The organism is Oceaniferula spumae (genome assembly GCF_042849255.1).
Taxonomy (GTDB): domain Bacteria; phylum Verrucomicrobiota; class Verrucomicrobiia; order Verrucomicrobiales; family Akkermansiaceae; genus Oceaniferula; species Oceaniferula spumae.
On sequence record NZ_AP026866.1, the window covers coordinates 1,710,811 to 1,732,728 of the forward strand.

At 52.0% G+C, this 21,918-nt stretch carries 20 protein-coding genes; 13 read left to right on the forward strand and 7 right to left on the reverse strand.

Features of this window, described 5'->3' with window-relative positions; genetic code table 11:
• Positions 1-5 precede the first annotated feature (5 nt).
• Positions 6-479 (forward strand): GAF domain-containing protein, encoded by a 474-nt coding sequence (locus ACSPJT_RS07180; protein WP_435895688.1) that lies wholly within the window; start codon positions 6-8, stop codon positions 477-479.
• A 128-nt stretch (positions 480-607) separates the two neighbouring features.
• Positions 608-976 carry an STAS/SEC14 domain-containing protein gene (locus tag ACSPJT_RS07185; protein WP_435895689.1) on the forward strand — a complete coding sequence of 123 codons (369 nt, stop codon included), beginning with the start codon at positions 608-610 and terminating at the stop codon, positions 974-976.
• Positions 977-983: 7 nt separating this feature from the next.
• On the opposite strand, the gene ACSPJT_RS07190 is transcribed toward ACSPJT_RS07185, so the two are convergent.
• Complete coding sequence (locus tag ACSPJT_RS07190; protein ID WP_435895690.1) at positions 984-1,472, reverse strand: hypothetical protein; 489 nt, start codon at positions 1,470-1,472, stop codon at positions 984-986.
• 196 nt (positions 1,473-1,668) lie between these two features.
• Between ACSPJT_RS07190 and ACSPJT_RS07195 the strand changes: the two genes are divergently transcribed.
• The 5 genes from ACSPJT_RS07195 to ACSPJT_RS07215 all read left to right on the forward strand — a co-directional run bounded on the left by ACSPJT_RS07195 (position 1,669) and on the right by ACSPJT_RS07215 (position 7,254).
• The gene (locus ACSPJT_RS07195; protein ID WP_435895691.1) at positions 1,669-2,697 is read left to right on the forward strand and encodes a hypothetical protein; all 1,029 of its coding nucleotides are present in this window, start codon (positions 1,669-1,671) and stop codon (positions 2,695-2,697) included.
• A gap of 59 nt (positions 2,698-2,756) precedes the next feature.
• Positions 2,757-3,830, forward strand: coding sequence for an endonuclease/exonuclease/phosphatase family protein (locus tag ACSPJT_RS07200; protein ID WP_435895692.1), 1,074 nt, complete (start codon positions 2,757-2,759; stop codon positions 3,828-3,830).
• Between the two features lie 21 nt (positions 3,831-3,851).
• A complete protein-coding gene (gene deoC / locus ACSPJT_RS07205; RefSeq protein ID WP_435895693.1) occupies positions 3,852-4,778 on the forward strand; it encodes a deoxyribose-phosphate aldolase in 927 nt (308 codons plus the stop codon).
• 12 nt (positions 4,779-4,790) lie between these two features.
• Positions 4,791-6,248, forward strand: coding sequence for an aldehyde dehydrogenase family protein (locus ACSPJT_RS07210; protein ID WP_435895694.1), 1,458 nt, complete (start codon positions 4,791-4,793; stop codon positions 6,246-6,248).
• 130 nt (positions 6,249-6,378) lie between these two features.
• Positions 6,379-7,254 (forward strand): aldehyde dehydrogenase family protein, encoded by an 876-nt coding sequence (locus tag ACSPJT_RS07215; RefSeq protein WP_435895695.1) that lies wholly within the window; start codon positions 6,379-6,381, stop codon positions 7,252-7,254.
• 118 nt (positions 7,255-7,372) lie between these two features.
• Here ACSPJT_RS07215 and ACSPJT_RS07220 read toward each other — a convergent pair whose 3' ends face one another.
• Positions 7,373-7,960: a hypothetical protein gene (locus tag ACSPJT_RS07220; protein WP_435895696.1), complete on the reverse strand. Its 588-nt coding sequence runs from the start codon at positions 7,958-7,960 to the stop codon at positions 7,373-7,375.
• A 138-nt stretch (positions 7,961-8,098) separates the two neighbouring features.
• On the opposite strand from ACSPJT_RS07220, the gene ACSPJT_RS07225 reads away from it, so the two are divergent.
• Positions 8,099-9,040 carry a dihydrodipicolinate synthase family protein gene (locus ACSPJT_RS07225; protein ID WP_435895697.1) on the forward strand — a complete coding sequence of 314 codons (942 nt, stop codon included), beginning with the start codon at positions 8,099-8,101 and terminating at the stop codon, positions 9,038-9,040.
• 278 nt (positions 9,041-9,318) lie between these two features.
• Here the strand turns inward: ACSPJT_RS07225 and ACSPJT_RS07230 are convergent, their stop codons facing one another.
• Together ACSPJT_RS07230 and ACSPJT_RS07235 are read right to left on the reverse strand one after the other, a co-directional pair.
• On the reverse strand, positions 9,319-10,878 hold the full coding sequence (locus ACSPJT_RS07230; RefSeq protein ID WP_435895698.1) for an aldehyde dehydrogenase (NADP(+)): 1,560 nt from the start codon (positions 10,876-10,878) through the stop codon (positions 9,319-9,321).
• Positions 10,879-10,912: 34 nt separating this feature from the next.
• Entirely contained in the window at positions 10,913-11,908 is a 996-nt protein-coding gene (locus ACSPJT_RS07235) for a proline racemase family protein (RefSeq protein WP_435895699.1), read from the reverse strand.
• Between the two features lie 74 nt (positions 11,909-11,982).
• On the opposite strand from ACSPJT_RS07235, the gene ACSPJT_RS07240 reads away from it, so the two are divergent.
• Positions 11,983-12,732 carry a helix-turn-helix domain-containing protein gene (locus tag ACSPJT_RS07240; RefSeq protein ID WP_435895700.1) on the forward strand — a complete coding sequence of 250 codons (750 nt, stop codon included), beginning with the start codon at positions 11,983-11,985 and terminating at the stop codon, positions 12,730-12,732.
• On the opposite strand, the gene ACSPJT_RS07245 is transcribed toward ACSPJT_RS07240, so the two are convergent.
• Complete coding sequence (locus ACSPJT_RS07245; RefSeq protein ID WP_435895701.1) at positions 12,729-13,982, reverse strand: NAD(P)/FAD-dependent oxidoreductase; 1,254 nt, start codon at positions 13,980-13,982, stop codon at positions 12,729-12,731. The two genes, ACSPJT_RS07240 and ACSPJT_RS07245, sit on opposite strands and share 4 nt — an antisense overlap.
• Before the next feature lie 404 nt (positions 13,983-14,386).
• A complete protein-coding gene (locus ACSPJT_RS07250) occupies positions 14,387-15,745 on the reverse strand; it encodes a C39 family peptidase (protein WP_435895702.1) in 1,359 nt (452 codons plus the stop codon).
• 240 nt (positions 15,746-15,985) lie between these two features.
• On the opposite strand from ACSPJT_RS07250, the gene ACSPJT_RS07255 reads away from it, so the two are divergent.
• The 4 genes from ACSPJT_RS07255 to ACSPJT_RS07270 are packed head-to-tail and all read left to right on the forward strand — an operon-like array spanning position 15,986 to position 20,512.
• Positions 15,986-16,351, forward strand: a complete 366-nt coding sequence (locus ACSPJT_RS07255; RefSeq protein ID WP_435895703.1) for an FHA domain-containing protein — start codon at positions 15,986-15,988, stop codon at positions 16,349-16,351.
• A gap of 8 nt (positions 16,352-16,359) precedes the next feature.
• Positions 16,360-17,691 (forward strand): histidinol dehydrogenase, encoded by a 1,332-nt coding sequence (hisD, locus tag ACSPJT_RS07260; RefSeq protein ID WP_435895704.1) that lies wholly within the window; start codon positions 16,360-16,362, stop codon positions 17,689-17,691.
• 40 nt (positions 17,692-17,731) lie between these two features.
• Positions 17,732-19,243, forward strand: a complete 1,512-nt coding sequence (locus ACSPJT_RS07265) for a hypothetical protein (RefSeq protein WP_435895705.1) — start codon at positions 17,732-17,734, stop codon at positions 19,241-19,243.
• Between the two features lie 3 nt (positions 19,244-19,246).
• A complete protein-coding gene (locus ACSPJT_RS07270; protein WP_435895706.1) occupies positions 19,247-20,512 on the forward strand; it encodes a hypothetical protein in 1,266 nt (421 codons plus the stop codon).
• 29 nt (positions 20,513-20,541) lie between these two features.
• On the opposite strand, the gene ACSPJT_RS07275 is transcribed toward ACSPJT_RS07270, so the two are convergent.
• Positions 20,542-21,531, reverse strand: coding sequence for a hypothetical protein (locus ACSPJT_RS07275; RefSeq protein ID WP_435895707.1), 990 nt, complete (start codon positions 21,529-21,531; stop codon positions 20,542-20,544).
• Positions 21,532-21,918: the final 387 nt, after the last annotated feature.

A 21,918-nucleotide genomic window follows, 5' to 3' on the forward strand; every position in this document is an offset into this window, starting at 1 on the left:
CTCACATGCCCCCTGAAATCGACGACGCCACCAGCTCACTCCTCCTTGAGGTGCTCAGACGCTGCTGTGGCGTTGTCCATTGTACGGATTCTGCTCTCTGGCTCGCCGACACTGACCACTTGCACCCGGTTATCGGTTTCGGTCCGCACTCGGAAACATTCATCGGTAGTTACAGTCACCCCCTTGAAGAGGGATTGATGAGTATGGTCTATGCCTCAGGCCAGCCGTTTTGCGAAAACAACATTCAGTCGAATCCGCAGCACAGTTCGCGTCTCGATCAGCAGCTTAGCATTCAGACCGATGCCATGATGGTGGTTCCCGTCGTCTCCAAAGGTGAACTGGCAGGCGTCATCACCTGCGTTCACACCAGTGCTGTCGGCGCTAGCACAAACGAAGCTCGGGTCTTCAGTTCCCAAGACATGTCCGAGCTTGAATTCACCGCTGCGGTAGCTGGGCGGATCTTGGAAACATCAGTCTGACCGGAACGTTGAAGTCGTGATATAAGACACTCTATTTTCGAGAGCTTCTTGCAGAACGCACACTACCTAACCAGATGGCTATCTGGATAAAAACTTGCACCCGCAACAGCCCATGCGAAGGGTGTAGTATGTTTAAAACTACACTTACAGCCCCTCATCGAATCGACATCGAGCTCGATGGAAAAATCGAGAAAGAGGAGATGCGTAGCATTCTAACAGAACTTCTCGCCAAGACCGGCCACATCGAGAATGGCCTGATGCTGTATCGAATTAAAAATCTCAAATTCCCATCGATTGGAGCCTTGGCCGTGGAATTCTCGATGATCCCCCAGTTATTCAAAATCATCCCAAAGTTCAAACGTGCAGCCGTGCTAGCGGATCAAGAATGGGTCAGAAGAGTCAGCGAACTAGAGGGCAAACTCTTCCCAGGCTTGGAAATCAAAGCATGGGAGTCGCATGAGGAAGACAAGGCGGAAGCCTGGCTCACCAGCCCGTAGCCAAGGGCTACTCCTCTTTAAACGACTGAATAAGTTTCATGCAGTCCTCGCGTGATTTGTCTGAAGCCCCAGCGGGCAATGTGGCTTGTAAAATAAACACTCGATCCTTTGCATCAATCGCCACTAGGTAGAAGCCCATTTTTTGACCATCAGCCTCCACGATCACAGAGGCGAACTGTGCTTTTTTACCATCGATGGCTCCCTCTTTCATCGCCGGATCACCGACCACTTTCATGCTTTTCTTGAAACCCTCAATCATGCTGTTGAGCGTGCCTTTGAGATCAGCTTTAGCGTTTTCTGGAAGCGCGAGTTTAGCCACGGCAAACGAAGCGTCTCCTTTTTCCGTTTCCTGATAAACCAAGGCATCCTTGCGAGCTTGGTCCGGCTTTTTCCATCCGTCAGGGAACACCACGGAATACTTTTCATCAAAAGTCACTTTCCCAGCCATGACAGGCAGGGTGAATACGAGTATTAAGATTGCAGCATATTTCATCATGCAGCCAACCTAGCACACCCACAGAACATGGCAATCTCGGGGATGCTGACAGCGAAACAGGTCAAAACCAGATGCTAACAAAACATGCGAAAGAGACACGAAGCAGAGACCGTTTAGTTATTTGGAAAATCCTGCTGGTGACGAATGCCATGATGTCTAAAGTGATCATATGAAGAAGGTGAGAAAGATTTCGCTAGTGACTCCAGTCGTCACCCTGATAGCCGGATTTGGTCTCGGTTTCTGGACACATGCCATATCTTCGAACTACGCCAGCGGTGGTGACTCACAAGAAAACAATGCCTCTGGCGCACGAGCCATGGCCCGAACTGCTCGGCCGACACGAACCTCATCTCACACGGCACAAACCGAGAAGGAACAAACTAAGCTCGCAGAGCTACTCAGGCAAGTGGAAGCCATGAAGGATTCTGACCCGGATCCAGCATGCTTGAGGTTGGAATTAGCCTATGCATTCGCCGATCAAGACCCTGACGCTGGGTTTGCATGGTTGACTTCATTAGACCCTACTGGACCGCATGCTAACAGCATGATGATAGCTTTTGCCATCCGCTTAGGAATCAATGACTCTGAGAAATGGAAAAAGTATCACAGTCAACTCAACCGTGGGTCACTGAAAGATGCGTATCTAAGTAGTGCCGTCATTGGAGTTGGGCATAACGACGCCGTGAAGGCATGGCGTGATTATCAAGCGTTGGCTGATGAGACATGGAATCGTCAGTCGACGGATAAACATGTATTCGACCGTCTCGCACAAGCGAACCCTGAAAGCTTTTGGGCAATCGTTCAGGAATTGAAAAAGGAACATGCTGGTAAGGAGAATACACAAGACTACGAAAAAGAATTTTTCACCTATGCCGTTTTCGAAGACCAACAAGTAGCGGTCCGTCTCTTGGAATCGGTCACGGATGCAGATCTCAAAAATCAATATGTGCAGATGTGTTTAAAAAACTTATACCGCGAAAAACTCGTCGAATTTGGAAATGCGGTGATCACGGGACAGTTTATTCAAAAAGAAAAAGACAACGTGTTGTTCAACATCGCGAACAGGGTCTACAGCAACAATCTGGGAGAAGGCGCAAAGCTAGCTATGGCTATAGCTGATGATGAATTGCGGCGGAAAGTCATCACACAAATCAGATTACATGCCCAAAGACAGGGGCCTGACATTGAGCAACGGATTGAAAAAGTTCTAGTTTCTACAAAATGAAACATCCTCCCCACCTAGTCTCAGCCGGAACACTAACCGTATGAACATTTCCTAACACCATGACTCGAAACATTTCCAAACTAACAATTCTCACCGCAATTATCACGATGGCGTTCAATATCTGCCGTGCAGATGAACCGATGGTGGTAACAACTTGGAACATCGAACACCTTGGATCTCCGGGCAGAGGATTTGGCGGCGGGTTCGGTGGATTTGGTCGCTACTCTCAGCCATTGCGACGTGATGAATTACCGCGTCGCACACCTGAACAGTTAAAAAACATCGCCAAGTTTATTCACACGAACTTGAAGTCGGATATCATTGCGCTGCAAGAAGTCGCCATCACGCATCAACGCCGACACAGGTCCCTGAACAAACCCTTGGATCAAATCACCGCTGAACTGAACATTTTACAAGAGGGCGCCAACTGGTCGTATTTCCTACCTTATACTAACGTAGTTCCCGAGGAGGAGGATGAGCGCAATATGTTTGTCGGGTTCTTGTGGAACCAGAAACGTGTGCGACTCGTCAAAGTTTTCGAGATGTCGATGGTCGATCAGGTGCTGGCCGGAAAAGAACTCTTCGCACGCAAACCCATGATCGGCTACTTCGAGGAAGTTCGTGAAGACGGCAGCCCGGGAATCGATTTTGTGTTAGTGAACATTCATCTCGCCTCTGGGCAGGAGCATGATGAGAACCACCTGATTGCCATGACTTTGATCGAGTTCGGCATCGCTATGGATCTCGCCAAGCATGCCGTCTCAGAACCATCGGTGATCATTCTCGGTGACTTTAATGAAAACCCCGAACGTGAAGACGAAGAAGGAAAAGCCCTAACCAGCCCAGCGATGGCTGAGCATATGAAGTTCAAAGGGTACATCAACCTGACTTTGCCTACGATGGAATTTACCCGTATGAATAATAAACTCAACAGCTTGATCGATCACGTCATGGTCAATCGCTCAGCTCAAGCACTTCTGCTAGAACCAAAGGCTGAGGTTTATAAACCTGGTGGTGGATTGCTCGGAAACAAAGAGATGTTTGCCCCGTGGCGCCAAACTTATAGCGATCACTTCCCCCTTTCATTTAAAATCAAATCAGGGCACGATAACGACTCGGATTTTTTTGAATAACCGCCCACACTTTCATCCATCATGAAAACTAAAAATGCAGCCTCATCGGGTCGCTACGATTTCAGCCAATCTCCTCCGGTCGATCATGTCGGCATTGCCGAGCGCGCTGCCCGCTTTACCACTCGCAGCATCAAAAACGAATCCAAACGCGCGGGCTTGGACATGGTGCTGAATATGATCGATCTCACTACTCTTGAAGGTGCCGACACCCCTAACAAAGTTCGCCAGCTTTGTTATAAATCAGAACATCTTCACGATTCCATCCCTGGCCTCCCGACCACTGCAGCGGTTTGTGTTTACTCCCCATTTGTGAAAGTTGCGCGTGAGGCACTTGGGGATCGGTCACCCGTGAAAATTGCCTCTGTCGCCACCTATTTCCCGTCGGGCCATGCCACGCTGGATCAGAAACTTGAGGAAACCAAAACCGCCGTGGGTGATGGCGCTGATGAAATCGATATGGTGATCTCGCGCGGCCGTTTTCTCTCCGGTGACTACAATTACGTCTTCGATGAAATCGCCGCTGTGAAAGACGCCTGCGGTAAAGCCCGATTGAAAGTCATCCTAGAAACGGGTGAACTGGCTACTCTCGATCATGTGAGACGAGCCAGTGACATCGCCATCCACGCCGGTGCTGATTTCATCAAGACTTCCACAGGAAAAATCGCCTCCGCCGCCACGATTCCGGTAACTCTGGTCATGCTGTTAGCCATTCGCGATCACTATTTCAAAACGGGTCAAATGGTCGGCATGAAACCTGCCGGTGGCATTTCCAAATCCAAGCTCGCGCTGCACTACCTCGTCATGGTGAAGGAAACCCTCGGTCAGGAATGGCTGGACAACCAATGGTTCCGCTTTGGTGCCAGCAGCCTGGCGAATGATGTGCTGATGCAAGTGGCCAAACTCGAAAGCGGTCACTACCAGGCCGCTCAATATTTTTCCAAAGACTAATCCATTTTTATCATGCCCAAGAAAAAATCATCCCCAGACTGGAGCTACGCCGCTGCGCCGGAGTCCACGCCGGTCAACATCTCCAAGCGCTACGATCACTTCATCGGTGGAAAGTGGACTGCGCCTTCAAACACAAAATACTTCAGCACCACCAACCCAGCCACCGGCAAGAAACTTTCCGAAGTCGCCGAAGGATCGGAAGCCGATGTCGACGCCGCCGTCAAAGCCGCCCGTGCTGCCTACAATGGAGCTTGGGGTAAAATGAGCGGACGCGAGCGGGGCAAATACATCTACCGCATCGCCCGCTTGATCCAAGAGCGCGCACGCGAGTTTGCCATCATCGAAACCATGGACGGTGGCAAACCGATCCGTGAATCACGCGATGTCGACATCCCCTTGGCCGCTAACCATTTCTTCTACTACGCCGGTTGGGCCGATAAGTTAGACTACGCATTCCCCAACCAGAAAGTCACTTCCCTCGGAGTCGCCGGACAGGTCATCCCATGGAACTTCCCCTTCCTGATGGCTGCGTGGAAATTAGCTCCCGCACTGGCGACAGGTAACACAGTCGTCTTAAAGCCAGCAGAAACCACACCCCTAACAGCCCTCAAACTTGCCGAACTCATTGCTGACGCCGGACTACCGGACGGCGTGGTCAATATCGTCACCGGCGCCGGAGAAACCGGTGCTGCCATTGTTAATCACCCAGACGTCAACAAGGTCGCCTTCACCGGCTCCACTGCAGTTGGAAAGCTGATCCAGAAATCGGTAGCTCACACGGAGAAGAAGCTGACTCTGGAGCTCGGGGGGAAGGCCGCCAATATCATCCTCGAAGACGCAGCCATCGATCAGGCCGTGGAAGGCATCGTCAATGGGATCTATTTCAACCAAGGCCATGTCTGCTGCGCCGGCTCCCGTCTGTTTGTGCAGGAAAATGTCTTTGATGAAGTGATGTGGAAGCTCAAACGCCGCATGGACACCCTCATCGTCGGTGACCCACTGGATAAGAACACCGACGTCGGAGCGATCAACTCCAAGGGCCAGTTAAAAACCATCCAGCGCTACATCAAAGCAGGCGTCAAAGATGGCGCGGAGATGTATCAGCCATCGTGTTCGCTGCCAGAGAAAGGCAACTGGTGCCCGCCCACCGTGTTCACCAACGTGGCTCAATCATCGATCATCGCGCAGGAGGAAATCTTCGGCCCAGTGCTCGCCGTGCAGACATTCCGCACCGTGCCAGAGGTCATCGAAAAAGCCAACAACACCCCCTACGGCCTCTCCGCCGGAGTCTGGACCGACAAGGGAGCACGCATGTTCCAGATCACCACCAATCTGCAAGCAGGCGTCGTCTGGGGCAACACCTTCAACAAATTCGACCCCACCTCCCCCTTCGGCGGCTTCAAAGAAAGCGGCTACGGCCGAGAAGGCGGCCTGCATGGGCTGGGAGCGTATCTTAATCTGGAAATCTAACACACACCGATCTGTAAAAACCATTCGCCAAATTCGCAAGATTCGCGGTCCAGCGCCGCAGGCATCAACCCAAGCAAACTTTCGCGTATTTAGCGTATTTCGCGGTCAAAAAACAAAACAACCCACCACCATGGAAAGAATCGAAGTTTTGAAAACATACAAACTCTACATCGGCGGCCAATTCCCGCGCACGGAGTCGGGCCGCTACTACAGTCCCGAGGGCAAAGGCGGCAAAAAACTCGGCAACATCTGCCAAAGCTCCCGCAAGGATTTCCGCAATGCCGTAGTCGCAGCCCGTGGAGCACTCGGTAAATGGGCACCACGAGATCCATTCAACCGCAGCCAGATCCTTTACCGCATTGCAGAAATGTTAGAAGGCCGACGCGCCCAGTTCGAAGACGAAATACAACGCCAAGGGGCAACACCCGCGGCCGCACGCAAGGAAGTGGCAGCCGCTGTCGAACGATGCATTTACTACGCCGGATGGTGTGACAAGTATCAGCAGACATTCTCCTCGGTGAACCCGGTCGCCAGCTCTCACTTTAACTTCTCCGTGTATGAACCCACCGGAGTCGTCGCCGCCATCGCGCCTGAAAAATCGTCCCTACTCGGTCTGTTAGTAACCATTCTCCCCATCATCACCGGAGGCAACAGCTGCGTGGTTCTCGCCTCAGAATCGAAACCGCTCTGCTCGATTACCCTGGCTGAAGTCCTCGCGACCTCTGATTTACCAAGTGGCGTAATCAACATCCTGACGGGTAACCGCACAGAACTCCTGCCGGTCATCAGCACCCACATGGACGTCAATGCCGTGGTCGCCTCCGACCTAAGCGACGAGGAAAAATCCTCACTCCGTGAGGCCGCGACCAGTAACCTGAAACGCATCGTCTTCTGCAAACAAGACCCGGCCACCACCGAATCCCCCTACCCCATCCTCGCGACCCAGGAGATCAAAACCACCTGGCACCCGATTGAATCGAGCATCGCGGGCGGTAGTGCGTATTGATCAAGTTTGAAAACCCTGGCACCCGTTTTCAGTCGAACTGTTTGATATCCTCAATCACAAATCTGCATTGGATTATCAAAACTGAACAAAGAATACTCAGCGTTGAAACGCCTTCATCTTATGGCCCCGGTTTTGGCTTTTGCTTTTTCCATGTGATCGTCTTTAGGAACGATAAAATCTCTGACGGATGTTTTTCAGCATCCGGTCCGGTGTGAAAATACCAGAGTGCGTGGCCACCGTGATTCCCGTAGCCCATGGTCGTCAAGGCCGACCCATTGCCCTCATCAGAAATTACACTCGCATCGTAGGTGATGAGAAAATGAATTTGATTTTCGACCGAGCGCTCGAAAATTTTAGACACTTTTCCTATCGTCACCTTACTGTCTCCGTCTTTTACCGCGACACCTAACTTTTTCATAAGGTCTGCATGTGAGTTCTCCGCGCGTTTCTTTGAAAAGGCTGGGTTTTCGGCAACACCGACTCTTCGAATATAGTAAATTCCGTTCCCATCATCGGTGTAGATGATATGGGTATTTTCACTTGGAATAGGGCTAACCTTCGCCCCTTCTGGTAATGGAAATTGAATCACCTCATCCGAGTAAATTTTCTTAGCTACGTCGTTAGGCTTTTTCTCCTGATCTTCTTGTTGTCCGGAATTCTGCGCAATCGCATTTGCGCCTCCGATCAAACACCCGAGAACAATCATCCATCGAATCATACCCGCATCATGCGTAGTCGGATGATATTCCACAATAAGTAAATAACCATACGCTGCATACCTTTATCCCCAAAAACCAGCTTGTGCCGTTGAATCCGCCAAGACGGTGCTGTTATTATGCATCGCATGGACAACATTTTCTCTGGAACTATTCCCGCTCTGATGACCCCCTGCGATGCCGAGGGGAACCCGGATTTCGAGGCCCTCGTTGCTACAGCTAAGGAGCTCATCGCCGCAGGCATGGACTCTGTTGTTTATTGCGGATCGATGGGCGATTGGCCACTGCTCACTGACGAGCAACGCCAGACCGGAGTGAAGGCACTAGTCGATGCCGGTATCAAGGTGATCGTCGGAACTGGCGCTCAGAATACCAAAATCGCCGCTGCCCATGCCGCTCATGCGCGTGATTGTGGGGCGCACGGATTGATGGTGATTCCTCGTGTGCTCTCACGCGGTGCTTCCCCCGCTGCCCAGCTCAATCACTTTACCGCCATCCTTGAAGCTGGTGGACCTAATCTTCCGGCGGTGATTTATAACTCACCTTATTATGGTTTCGAGACCAAGGCGGATCTCTTTTTCAAGCTGCATGAGAAATACCCTCAGCTGGTTGGATTCAAGGAGTTTGGTGGTCCGGCTTCGCTAACGTATGCGGCTGAATACATCACCACGGGCAATGACAAGCTGACTCTGATGGTGGGCGTCGATACCCAGGCATACCATGGATTTGTCAATTGCGGTGCAGGTGGAGCGATCACCGGTGTGGGTAATGCCCTGCCTAAAGAAGTTCTTAAAATGGTCGACCTCTGCCAGCGCGCTGCTGCCGGAGATGCCATGGCGCGCGTCTACGCCAAGGAACTCACGGAGGCGATGAATGTGCTGAACACCTTTGATGAAACACCTGATCTGGTGCTTTACTACAAACACCTCATGGTGCTCGAAGGTCACGATGCTTACAAATACCAGATCTATGCCGACGATCAGCTAAGCCCCGCACAAAAGGCCCACATCGAGGCCCAACATGCCCTGTTCCGCAACTGGTGGAACTCCTGGGAAGGCAAAGACGCCTAAGCCTGGAGATTCAATTATAAAGCCAGTCTTCACCTCTGTGGAGACTGGCTTTTTCGCAACTCCGTAGGAGTGCCAGAGACTAGCGCGGGGTGCAAACCCCGGGAATTTAGTCGCAATTACCATCAAGTCCTGGAGGGACGGCAGAAGGGGCTCAGACCTTTATCAATCACCGACCTTCTGTCACCCCTCCGGGGTTTGATGTGCAGACCGATGTCTAGACCCGGGGTTTGCACCCCGCGCTAGTTTCTTTCGTCCCGCTGGGACTGGTTGCACTGCCCTTATACTTCGCTGCGCTGGATGCCCAATGGGTTTCCATCCTGGAGTTCCGCAGGGAGCAGTGCTTCTGGGCAGTCTTGCCAGCAGACGGCACGGGTGAAGCGATAGATCGCCATGGAGCCCACGGAGGTGCTACGACCGTCCGAGGTGGCTGGGAACGGGCCGCCGTGCACCATGCTAGAACATACTTCAACGCCTGTTGGGAAACCGTTGTAGACGAGACGACCGGCGCGGTCTTCCATGATCGCGGCCAGACATTTGTTAGACGTCAGCTCCTCATCGGTGCCATGCACACTTGCGGTGAGCTGACCGTCGAGGGATGCGATTGCCTTGAGCATATCAGCCTCGTCCTTGTAGGTGACGATGATGCTGGCAGGGCCGAAGACTTCGTGGGTGAGATCTTCCGATGTGAGAAATGTCTGAACGTCGGTTTGGAACAATGCCGCGACGGCTTGGTTAGATCCTTCACCGGCAGTGGCCTTGGCAAGCTGCTTGACTCCGCTGTTGTTTTCCAGAGCTGCGAGACCGCCACAGTAGGCATCACAGATACCGCTGTTGAGCATGGCACTGCTGGCGCTGGTTTCTACGAGCTTGGCGGTTTCGCTGGCGATGACATCAGCGTGGTCTTCATGCACGAAAATCAGGCCCGGGTTGGTGCAGAACTGACCGACACCGAGAGTCATGGAGCCATGCAAACCTTGGGCAATTTGTGCTCCGCGCTCTTCGGCCGCACCGGGAAGAATGACGACCGGGTTGATGGCGCTCATTTCGGCGTAAACTGGGATAGGCTCGTCACGCGCAGCGGCGAGGTCCATTAAAGCGCGACCACCGGCGTAGGAACCAGTGAAGCCGACGGCTTTGATCACAGGGTGCTTCACCAGTGCCTGCCCGATGGTACGGCCACCTCCGTAAACGAGGGAGAACACGCCATCAGGCAGATTGCAGTCGGCTACAGCTTTTTGAATGGCGAGACCGACGATTTCTGCGGTGCCACTGTGAGATGAATGAGCTTTGACAATCACCGGACAACCGGCGGCCAGAGCGGAGGCGGTGTCGCCACCGGCGGTGGAGAATGCCAGTGGGAAATTGGATGCAGCGAAGACGGCTACCGGTCCGAGCGGACGCAGCATGCTACGGGTGTCCACCTTCGGAAGCGGCTGGCGTTCTGGCTGGGCGCGATCGATGCGAGCGTCTACCCAAGATCCTTCTTCGACGAGACCAGCAAACAAACGAAGCTGACCACAGGTCCGGCCGGCCTCACCACGGACGCGCATTTCCGGCAGGCCAGTTTCGAGTGGCATGCGGGCGACGAGTTCCTCGATCGATGCTTCAATGTTCTCGGCGATGCTGCGCAGGAACTGGGCTTTATCGGCACCACTGGTGTGGCGGTAGGTCTTGAAAGCTTCGCTGGCCAGACTAACAGCCTGCTCAAGTTCTTCACTGGTGGCCGCCATGTAAGTCGGCTCGAGTGCTTCGTTAGTGGCTGGGTTGATGCTGTTGCCTGCGGATTCGCTGCCTTGGCCGCGACCGGAGCCGATGATGGATGTTCCTTGGAGTGTCATGATTATTATATTTTGTTAGAGTTTGGAAATTGGTTTAGTGATTCATTTGCAGGGCCGGGCGGATGCCATAGCGAAAGGGATCGTGATCTTGGATAAGCAGCGATGCCTCGCAATTGACAAAAGCAGTGCCAGAGATAATCGGCGTGATTCGCCCGTTTTCAAGCTCTTCCACCTGACATGTGAAAACAGTGTCCAGAATAGAAGCCTGTCGCCATGTCTGGCCAGGCTTGAGTTTGCCATCGGCATGGAGGCAGGCGAGCTTCGCGCTGGTGCCGGTGCCACAAGGAGAGCGGTCGTATTGCAGGCCAGGACAAAGTACAAAACTACGGCTGTCAGACACACCCGATGTGGGCGCGCCGAAAACCTCAACATGATCGATCACACCGCCATCGGCCCCAGTGATGCCTTGATCAGCCAACGCTTGGACGATAGCCGCGCTGTAGGTGGTGAGTTCAGGAATGTTATCGGATTTCACCTCAGGAGCGAAATCAAAGTCGTCTGCCTGAGTGAGGAAAAACCAGTTCCCGCCCCAAGCAACGTCACCGGTAATTACGCCATAGCCAGGGACGTTTACCTCAGCTGAGTGAAGGTGTCGATAGCTCGGCACGTTAGTCACAGTCACCGCGCCCTCGGCGGCGATGTCTACCTCGACGATGCCCACCGGCGTTTCGATGAGGTGTTTGCCTAGACCAATGCGCCCCATGTGTAACAGAGTGACAGCGAGACCAATGGTTCCATGCACACAGCCGTTGAGATAACCGACATTGTTGAAAAAAATCACTCCGGCGACGCAGTCCTGATTGACCGGTTGGCAGAGCAGAGCTCCTACCATGGCATCATGGCCACGGGGTTCGTTAATACACGCACTACGAATCCAGTCATAGCGTTCAGCTAACAGGCCGCGTCGCTCCATGAGAGAACCGGTGTCGAGTCCGGTGACGTCCTCGGGCCAGCCAACAACAACACGCGTGGGCTCGCCTCCTGTGTGGGAGTCGATCACGTTCAGCTTCCTATGTTCGGTATTGCTCATTTTCAGGGGTCACTATAGCATGTGGGTCTTGTGGAAATCCGCAGACCCGACCAACCAATCAGCACAGCAGAAAAATGAATCCAGCCGATGAAATCCGCGAGGCCTTTTTCCGTCGGCTCGACCGCCCGCTACTCGCGGAGCAGCTCTTCGATCAGGTGCCTGATATCGCTTTTTTCATCAAGGATCACCTAGGCCGCTATGTGGCGGCTAACAAGACCTTGATTCAACGCTGTGGCCATTTCTCAAAGAACGATTTGATTGGCAAAACAGCTGATCAGATTTTCCCCGCTCCACTGGGAACCGCCTACGCTCAGCAAGATCAGCAAGTCTTGAAAACCGCTCGCAGCATCAACGGTCAGTTAGAGCTGCACCTTTATCCAGGTGGTCGCGAAGGCTGGTGTCTCACCTACAAGGAGCCGATTCTGGACAGTAAAAAAATGATCATTGGGGTTTCAGGCATCTCGCGTGATCTTCACTCCTCCCTGCAACACGGAGACGGTCTGACCACTATTTCCAAAGTCCTGAGTCATATCAGGGAAAACATCGACCAGCCGCTGCGATTACCCGAGCTGGCTGAGATGGCCGGGCTCTCGGTCTATCAGCTGGATCAAAGAATCCGTGCACTCTATCAGATGTCAGCGGGGCAATGCATCACTAGGGCACGCATTGACGCAGCTTGCCACATGCTGACTACCACAGGAAAAAGCATCTCTACCATCGCACTCGACTGCGGCTACTCGGATCAGTCAGCGTTCACTCGCCAATTCAAGCAAACCACGGGCCTAACACCGAAAGCTTACCGAGATCGACGCGATAAGGATTAATCAAAGCGCAATGGATCCAATTTTCTGATGTCCATGCAAGGACTGTCAGAACCCAGAATTTCAGCGACTAACCGACCCGTCACCGGCCCCATGCTAAGCCCCATCATTGAGTGACCACTGGCAACTGTTAGATTGGAATAACCTGTGACTCGTCCGATGTATGGCAAGCCGTCTGGCGAGCAGGGACGAAGACCGGCCCACGGCTCGATGCCATCGAAATCGCTTTCTTGGTAGTTCGGAAAATAGTTACTAACAGATTTAATAATCCCCTTCACTCGTCGTGGGTTTACCGAGAGGTCATTACCGCAGATCTCCATCGTTCCGCCGAAGCGCAGTCGTTCACCCATCGGGGTAACGGCGACTTTGGCTTCGCATAAAATCGAACAAAGCTTCGGAAGCTCGCGTGGATTTTTCATCGTCAGCGAGTATCCTTTTCCTGCCTGCATCGGCATGCGATGTCCGAGGGACTTCATCTGCTCTCCGGTCCATGCGCCACACGCTAACACAATGTGCTGACCTGGAGGCGTCTCGACGCCATCAAGTTTTACAACACCACCGCCACGTTTGCTCAGGCCGGTTACTTCGACACCCTCGACAAATTCAGCGCCCATTTCCTTCACCTTGGCGCGCAGTCCAGTGACAAAGGCGGCCGGGTCCATGTGGCAATCGTTTTTAAACCATACGCCACCTTTGACCTCCATTTGGATACCGCTGTCGAGTTCCTTCAATCGCGCCGGATCACAGACTTCGGCACCAACTCCAAGCCGGTTCGCCATCTCCGCGACTTCCGCTTCCTCATCGAGACCTTTGTCAGAATTACAAAGCATCAGCAGACCTTTTTCGGTGAGTTCGATGCCAGCCTCCTTGGCCATGTCGACAAAAAGCCTGCGACTTTCCACATTCAAATCACGGATCAGCTCGCAGCTCGCATCGACGTGTTTAGCAGTAGCGTGGCTGGCGAAAAGTTTGCACCAGCGCGCCAGAGACGGGCTGAGACGAGGACGGATGTAGAACGGGCCTTCTGGGTTCGCGAGCCATTTCAGACCTTTGGAAATCATACCCGGAGCGGCCAATGGAATGAAATGACTGGGCACCACCATACCGGCATTGCCGTAGGAGCAACTGGTCTTGGTTTCAGCGTCGCGATCAATGACGGTCACGGGTCGGCCAGCCTTCAGCAGACTGTAAGCCGAGCAAAGACCGATGACACCGGCACCCACCACAATCACTCTGTCAGTTTCATATTCCATCGGTAACAATCTACCATCATGGTCTAGTGAGGATTCTGAGTTTCCGCCCGTGTATCGGCATAATGGAATTAAGTCTGAAAAACTGACGCAGGCAGAAAGAGGTGATGACGAGGGAAATGATCAAGGCCACCATCGTCGGCCAAGATCCGACGTAGCTCACTTTCGTCAAGTATGTGGTTCCGTCGGGGCTGGTTTTCATCGATTCAAAATCTCGCCATTGGAGCCACTCGTTCCATGCAAGCAAGCTCCCTTGAACCACGGAAAGGATCGCTATGATTAGAAAATTCCACTTCATCTCAAATGGAACGCTTGAGAACGCGGATTTCTTTGATTGCCCAGCCAAGTTCCAGCCATAAAAAAAACGCGGCAGAATGAACTGCCGCGCTGAAAGTATTAACACTGTCTTACTTGGTAGGCGGAAGCGCGAGCAGAGCGTTCGACATGCAGAATGCGTTGCCCGCTGGCATGCGTTTCATCCCGTGACCAGCACCCCAAGAGTCAGTGTAGATGAGTTCCTCGGTTTTTTCATTGTAACCAATGATCAGACGCATGTGACCACCAAAGCTCTGAGGCAGGTTGCCTTCTTTGAACATCCCCAGTTGGAGACACCAGCCGACGGGCAAACCTTGATCGATGTATTCCTTGATCTTGTTATTGAAACGCGAGTAGCTGGACTTCGCAGTCATCACCTCACGGTAGATGTCTTTATCACACTCACGTGCGAACTGCTGTGGATTCACGACACCTTTTTCAAAATCATCGGCAAAGGTCTTTTTCCCCTGTTTTTCGGCGATCCTGTTGTATTTCTTGATATCGCGAACGACCTCCTTGAGCCCGTTGTTGTAGTTTTTGATCATGCGATCGTATTCTTGGCCGGAAGTGTCAGCATCGGGATTCTTATCGGCCAAGCCTTTAGGATATTCGTAAAGCACCAGCACACGGGAGTGCACGTGGCGGGTGACCTTTTTGAGAGACTCGACCATTTCTCCGAGTGATGTTCCGCTGTTAGGGCCGGTTCCGGCGATCTGGGCGAGTTCGTGCTGATCGACTTCCAGACCGTAATAACGATACACGCGAGCTGCAGAAGCAACGGCGCAGTATCCCTTCCGACCTTGGTCAACCATGGGCACATCCTTGATGTAAACATCCCCTGTGGCGCGGTCTTTGACCACATTGTCGCGCAATGACGAACGATTGGCCATGCCATCAGACTTGGCATTTTTTGCTTTCATCCGGACGCGCATGAACTCAGGGGTCTTGCCGTCACGGCTAACACTTTTCTCCAGGAGGATCGCTGAGTTTTCCCACATCCAGAGCTGACGAGCCAGCTCAACGGTGCCACGCTTACTGATATCACGTGGCTTGATGCCTGTCTTCTCGTTGAGTTTGTTGATCGCGGCATTGTAATTCGAGTTGAACACTGACATTCCAATGCTGCCATTATCACCTCGGTTATAGAGTGAGATGGAGATGGACTCGATGACACCATCGTCTGAACGAATCACGACCTCTCCAGCCTTCTGCCCGAAGAAAGTGAAACCGTGGCCAGCCGAGCGTAAGGAATTTTTCTGAGCAGACATATACTCGAAGCCATTGGCCCCGTGCTTCTTTTCAAAGTCGGCGAGTTTGGTTTCCCATAGATCCTTATTGAGCACAATATCCTCTACCTTCATAGGCTTTGGTTTGGTTTTGACCTTTGGATCGGCGGTGACGGCTCCGCACATCAATGCGGGCATTAGGGCGAGTAACAGGGATTTTTTCATAGGATGTCTGGATGGAATAATGGGAATGACGCCTTTCGAGCTAAAAGCCTCAAACACGATGTGTATAGTGTTTGGCGGCGAACAACATTAAAGGAAAGGAAATAAATGTCTCAATTTCTGACTTTTTTTAGAATCAATTGATATTTCGGAACGTTATATCCTTTGTCTGGCTAGAACGCCGCGAATGCTACGTATTGTTTATCAGCCTTCATAAAAATTCATCCTCTAACTTCCGCAACCATGCCTAGAATCAACGTCAGCCAACCTCATAAGGACCAGCAACCATATCGTTTTGATATGAAACGCATGCGCGTCATGATCGGTCGAAGCAGTTCGAATGATATCACGATCGAGCACCGCTCGGTGTCTAAGGACCATTGTTTTATCGACCGGATGAAGGGCGGCTTCGTGCTGCGCGACAACGGCTCTACCAATGGAATTAAATACAAAGGTCGCCGTGAAGAGTTTATCACCCTGACCAATGGGATGGAGATTGAAATCGGTGACGTGCCAGTTGAGTTCACCCTCACCGATGAGGAATGCGATCAGTTGACCGAGGAGCGCTTCAAAGAGCGGAAGGAAGAAATCCCAGAAGCCGCTGAATAACCCTGCGCTTGCAGAAAGCGCAACCAGCATGTATGCGCCGTGGCATGAAAGTGCTTAGCCACAAGGATGCCGCCTACGCGAAATTCGTCCGCAGCCTCGACCGCCGTGCCACTCCGGGTGGCGCTGGTAAAAAGGTCGAACAAATTGTCACCGATATCATTGCCGACGTTCAGAAGCGTGGAAATGCTGCTGTCTTCGAATACACCGAGCGATTTGATGGGCTTAAGCTCAGCGCGAAGTCACTTTTTGTCAGTCAGGACGAAATCGACGAGGCCTACGCGGCTGTTGACGCCGATGTGAAAAAAGCGGTCGCCACGAGCCGACGCAATATCCACGCCTTTGCCAAGCGCAGCATGCGCAAGGACTGGAAGGCGAAGAACCGTGAAGGTGTCGAAGTCGGGGAAAGATTTACCCCCTATGACCGCGTGGGTGTTTACGTTCCTGGCGGAAAAGCTCCACTGGTTTCCTCCGCGCTCATGACCGCCGCCTTCGGCCAAGCTGCTGGTGTCCCGGAAATCCTTGCCGCCACCCCCGCTGGCGCAGATGGAAAAATCAACCCCGCCCTTCTGTATGCCTTGGTAGAGTCAGGTGCCACTGAGATCATCAAAGTCGGCGGCGCTCAAGCCATCGCGGCCATGGCTCTCGGAACCAAGACTGTTAGACCTGTGGAGAAAATCTTCGGCCCAGGAAATAGCTTTGTGGTCGAAGCGAAACGCCAACTCGTCGGTGCCGTCAGCATCGACCTCCTTCCTGGGCCAAGCGAGGTTCTGATCGTCGCAGACAAGTCCGCCAATGCCAAATTCATCGCTGCCGACATGCTGGCACAAGCTGAGCACGGCGGCGACAGTGTCATCGGATTTGCCACCAACTCGAAGCGACTGTTAGGGCAGGTGGAAAAAGAAATCGAAAAACAAGCAGCCACTCTCAGTCGCGAAAAGTATCTCCGCGAAGTGCTGAAAAAAGGAACCTTCTGCCTACTCACCAAGTCATTGGAAGAAGCGGTGGACATCTGCAACGCATTTGCCCCCGAACACCTTTCCCTCGTCGTCGAAGATGAAGACAAGTGGCTGGATCAAATCCGCACAGCGGGTGCTATTTATGTCGGTGCGCTATCGGCGGTCGCCGTCGGGGACTTTGTCGCCGGTCCCAGCCACACCCTACCCACAGGAGGTTCAGGTAAATCATTCTCCGGTCTCCGCGCCGATCAGTTCCAACGCCGAGCCAGCATCGTTCGCATGGATCAAAAAGCGCTGCAAAAATCATTACCCACCGTAGAAACCTTCGCCCGAGTCGAAGGTCTCGACGCCCACGGCCGATCGGTGAGTATCAGGGTGGAATAGCTAATTGACCCTGCTAAGGTATTCTGGTAGATGTCTTAGAGTGAGTAAAAAAGCATGGGGCCGCATCCTATTGACCCACTTTGCAGCGGTCGCGGTAGGGGCTATCGTGGCATCCTATTCGTCTGAGGAAGACTCACAATCTGCTGGAGTCGATCGTCCGGCCACGCGAATGAACCGTGCTGCTCCACGCACGAATATTGGAGCACAGGAATTGCTCGCAGCGTATCGCGACAATGAATACAACATTGAGGCCATCCAACGCCGCAACAACGCGCAACAAAGGACATCGGACGGTCCCCAGGGAAAAACTCCAGAAGAGCTTGCGGCAATGGTAACTGACTTCAAATCCCACATGGATGAAGTCATTGCTCGATTGAATTCTGATGTTCACTCTCGGCCTGCCCCCCTTTACTCTTGGCACACCACGTCGCTCGTCATGACAAAGTGGTTAGCTAACGATCCTGACGCAGCCCTTACCTGGCTCGGATCTACGGACTGTGAGGCACTCTGGAATGACATTTACAGCTTGCCATTAAAAGGGCGGTATTCGGACGATCCGCTCGGATACTACAAGCTGATATCGGATGGTTGGAAAAAGCGAAACCAAGGTTTCGCGTTTAAAGGGCTGGCACAGTACTGCGCCATGTCGAAACCGGAACATATACCGACCATGTTGGCAGCAATTTCCCCTGACGAGAAAAAGAGATTTCTCTCAATTGCTACCCGCACGGCAAGACCCGAGGACTGGCGAATGTGGTTAGACACGCTGAAAGATTTGGGAATCTCTGAATCATGGCGTTATGATACGGCCAAATTCGCTGCTCTTTCACTTATGCAGTTCCAGTCCAAGGAGCAGGTAGGGATCTCTGACCAAGTACTCGAAGCTGTTTCAGGAACTGAACTAGAAGCACTTTTTAATAAACAGTATACCCTCTCAAAATCGAAGTGGGATGAGCAGGTCAGGTCCTCACAACTGCATCAGCTGGGGAAAGAAGATCCTATTGCCGCCTACACTGAGTGGGTGAAGATCAAACAAGCTAGTGGCATGACTGAGGCTCAAGCTCAGGCATGGACACTCGGGCAAGCAACATGGGGCCGCGAATTTATCACCCCTCATCTCCAACGCGTCCTGCTTGGTGAAGCCACAGTCGGTGAGGCGTTCCAAGAGGCTAGTAAAAACATCTCAAATGCTCCTCCTGAACTCGCTGCAGCAGTGACAGAAAAATGGTATTACGATGCTCTCATCGTAGCCCCAGAGGACACTGTCCGTTACGCCCTTGCAAACAATGCTGAACCCGTATTGCGCACCGCTTTTGATCAATTAGCAGATAGCCACGACCGCAGCAGCCATCAAAAGAGAACACTCCTCCAGCAGACGATGGGCACTGAGCTCTGGGCCAGCCATCCGAATGTGAAAACCAAACTCAAAGAGCAGTTAAAAATATATTACAGCGATAACCCACAAGCCGCGACCTCATGGGCTCAGTCCCTCCCCACCGCTGAGCAACAGCAATTTGCCCGTCAGTATCTTTCCGAACTTCCAACAAAATAGGCAATGAAGTTACCGTTCATTTTAGCGCTCACAGCCAGCCACATCGCAGCGGGAAGCATCGGCTGGCTGGCTTTTCACTCTGTCTCAGGACTTCCAGAACCGTCGGACGACAAAGTTGAAACCCCAAAGCCTCGGGAAACTCAACGTCAAATCCTTGGTGCGCCAACATCCCCTAACCCCATCTTCAGGGCTACCTCATCAGATTTCCGAGACGCATGGATGCAGCAACTGAGACAGAGTGGGCACCCGGATATTGGTTTGTTTCTCGACTGGTGCGAGGTCGATCCGGAAGCGGCCATTCTCGGCTTGCAGCATATATGGGCTCCTGAATTTCAACATAACTACTTAGCCAATGCTACGCATGGGTCACTTGCAGCGACACTGGCAGAGCCTCTCGTTATCCACTGGCAAAAATTCAGTCAATTGCCAACCAGCAAACTATCTTACCCGTTAGCTTTATCTCTCAGAGCCCTCGCCAAAGAGGATCCAGAACGGAGCTGCGACCTTCTTTTCATGTTACCCTCTGAAATGCGCGAAAACGTATACGGCAGCTTGTTTAAATCGATAGACGTCCCTCGATTAATGATCATGGCAGAGAAGATCAAGTCTCATGAAATCTCGACTCCAGAAGAGACTAATAAGATGTGGTACAGTCTCATCTCTGCGATCAACCAGCAATCAACCGTGAGCGAGACACTGGATCTGTCGCCGGCTTTCAATTCAGATGAAGCCATGGCCACATTAGGACCTATTCTTATCAACAAGGCGACTCGCTTTGATCAGTGGAACGCTCTTGTCTCTCATCCTCAACTCGCCAAAAGGAACTCGCCTCTCAGGCAAGGTCTCGAAAAAAGTCTCCATAGAACTTATCAAGGTCGCCACTCATTGCTACCAGCATTAGAAGCATGCGCTAAGACTGATGACTGGTCTTTGTTAGAAAACTTACCCACCCCAGTCATCCCCTCACATCTAAGGGTAAAGAAAAGCCCGGATGAATATCTGAAGTGGCTTTCAACTCATCAGGATAACTCAAATCAAGGCACGGCCACAAGAGTGGCGATAAGGTTGGCGATTAATGCCAGCCTCCGCGACACTCTCAATTGGATATCAGAGCAGCCAGCAGGACGATCACGAGATCTGGCGCACGTGGAAGCCGTCAAAGCCATTGCCAGAAATAAGTCACAAGACAGCTCATTGGCCAGTCAACTAGCAGCTGCTATCCAGGACAAATCTCTGCGTGCTGAGGCAGATCAAGTGCTAACGCCTTAACAGGTTTAGCCCAAACTGAGATTCGGGGATTACTCCGTCTTACCCTCAACCTCCACGCCCTGAAGCATCATGTTCAACATGCCTCCTTTGTTTTCGAGGCTTTTGCGGTATTGAGCTTGCTGGGTTTCATTGAGAACGGGAGAGAGTCGCTGCACTTTTTCATCAATCTGCTTCTGACGGTTTTCCTTCATTTGCTGGATCACGGTTGCTTGATCGATATTGCCGCCGTTATCAGGACTGGCCAATGAAATCACGCTGCCCATATCCATGTCACCTAAGTCCATTTCCATGCCGTAACTAGACATCATGGCACGGGCAACATAGTCGGCATCGCTCTGTGCATCCATACGCTTTTCTGCATCCTCCATCAGGATGCCATAGACGTCGTCTTTTTGTTCCTGAGAGAGGTCGAGGTTCTGCTGCAGCTTCGCCAGATCCTTCAGTGCAGCCGATTCAATTTTGCTTTTCTTCTTACGCTCTTGGTAGGCCTCCAGTCCCTCCATCTGATCCTCCGACAGATGGGATTTCATGAAATCGTTCAACCCGTCACCTCGAATGGCTGCTGCCATTTCCTTCATCTTGTCAGGGTCTGTGCCAAAACTGGCCATATCTGATAGGTCAATTTTCTTCAATTGCTCGGCATAGAACTCGCGCAATGCCTTTTCCTGCTCAGCGTTCAGACCGAGGTCCTTGACCATGGCTGCGATCTTCATATCAAACTGATCACTGAATCGTTTCCGCATCATCTCACTTTGCCGTTGCTGCCCCTCAGCCATCGCTTTTTTCGTTTCAGGGTCCAGGTCATCCATCGAAGTCGCGCTCTGAATGGTTACTCCACTGCGGGTGAGTGATCTGGATTTTTCCTCGGGGGATGTATTCGCCACAGTGGATGCACGTGAAGCTGGGCGCGGTGCCTCTGCTGTCGAAGCATCAGCTTGTTCAGTGGTTGGTTTGATAAACCAAGCGGCTGCAAAACCTAGGGCGATACCGGCGGTGGCAGTGAGTAGTGTATTTTTCATGGAGTGTTTTGTTTGTGCTATACCTACAGCGCGTCACCTCTCCCAAGTTTGTCTATTTATAGCCTTTAATATGGTGATCTATGGCTCGACTGCTGAAAAAAATCCGCTTCTGGAAATTTTTTTTCGTCCCAATTCCCGCAATTTCAATCGCTGTCCCCCACCACCCAGAATTCAAACACACTAACAGGGCAAGCCACTCAAACGCCTGTTTACAACAAACTACAACGATACCGCTTTCAAACATGAATTCAGAATCAGCCTGACGATCAAGCCAATCTTTGGAAATTACATAATAGTTACGTAAATACAAAACGAGTTTTATGGAATACGTTTGTTTGAGATGTCTCAAACCTAGGTATGTACAGATCAACTGTCTTGGCCATCACA

Coding starts and splice junctions, on each gene's coding strand:
- ACSPJT_RS07240 (WP_435895700.1), top strand. CDS start 11,983: ATGAATCCAGCCGATGAAATCCGCGAGGCCTTTTTCCGTCGGCTCGAC.
- ACSPJT_RS07250 (WP_435895702.1), bottom strand. CDS start 15,745: ATGAAAAAATCCCTGTTACTCGCCCTAATGCCCGCATTGATGTGCGGA.
- ACSPJT_RS07225 (WP_435895697.1), top strand. CDS start 8,099: ATGGACAACATTTTCTCTGGAACTATTCCCGCTCTGATGACCCCCTGC.
- ACSPJT_RS07270 (WP_435895706.1), top strand. CDS start 19,247: ATGAAGTTACCGTTCATTTTAGCGCTCACAGCCAGCCACATCGCAGCG.
- deoC (WP_435895693.1), top strand. CDS start 3,852: ATGAAAACTAAAAATGCAGCCTCATCGGGTCGCTACGATTTCAGCCAA.
- ACSPJT_RS07220 (WP_435895696.1), bottom strand. CDS start 7,960: ATGATTGTTCTCGGGTGTTTGATCGGAGGCGCAAATGCGATTGCGCAG.
- ACSPJT_RS07235 (WP_435895699.1), bottom strand. CDS start 11,908: ATGAGCAATACCGAACATAGGAAGCTGAACGTGATCGACTCCCACACA.
- ACSPJT_RS07200 (WP_435895692.1), top strand. CDS start 2,757: ATGACTCGAAACATTTCCAAACTAACAATTCTCACCGCAATTATCACG.
- ACSPJT_RS07215 (WP_435895695.1), top strand. CDS start 6,379: ATGGAAAGAATCGAAGTTTTGAAAACATACAAACTCTACATCGGCGGC.
- ACSPJT_RS07180 (WP_435895688.1), top strand. CDS start 6: ATGCCCCCTGAAATCGACGACGCCACCAGCTCACTCCTCCTTGAGGTG.
- ACSPJT_RS07255 (WP_435895703.1), top strand. CDS start 15,986: ATGCCTAGAATCAACGTCAGCCAACCTCATAAGGACCAGCAACCATAT.
- ACSPJT_RS07275 (WP_435895707.1), bottom strand. CDS start 21,531: ATGAAAAATACACTACTCACTGCCACCGCCGGTATCGCCCTAGGTTTT.
- ACSPJT_RS07190 (WP_435895690.1), bottom strand. CDS start 1,472: ATGATGAAATATGCTGCAATCTTAATACTCGTATTCACCCTGCCTGTC.
- ACSPJT_RS07245 (WP_435895701.1), bottom strand. CDS start 13,982: ATGGAATATGAAACTGACAGAGTGATTGTGGTGGGTGCCGGTGTCATC.
- ACSPJT_RS07230 (WP_435895698.1), bottom strand. CDS start 10,878: ATGACACTCCAAGGAACATCCATCATCGGCTCCGGTCGCGGCCAAGGC.
- ACSPJT_RS07185 (WP_435895689.1), top strand. CDS start 608: ATGTTTAAAACTACACTTACAGCCCCTCATCGAATCGACATCGAGCTC.
- ACSPJT_RS07210 (WP_435895694.1), top strand. CDS start 4,791: ATGCCCAAGAAAAAATCATCCCCAGACTGGAGCTACGCCGCTGCGCCG.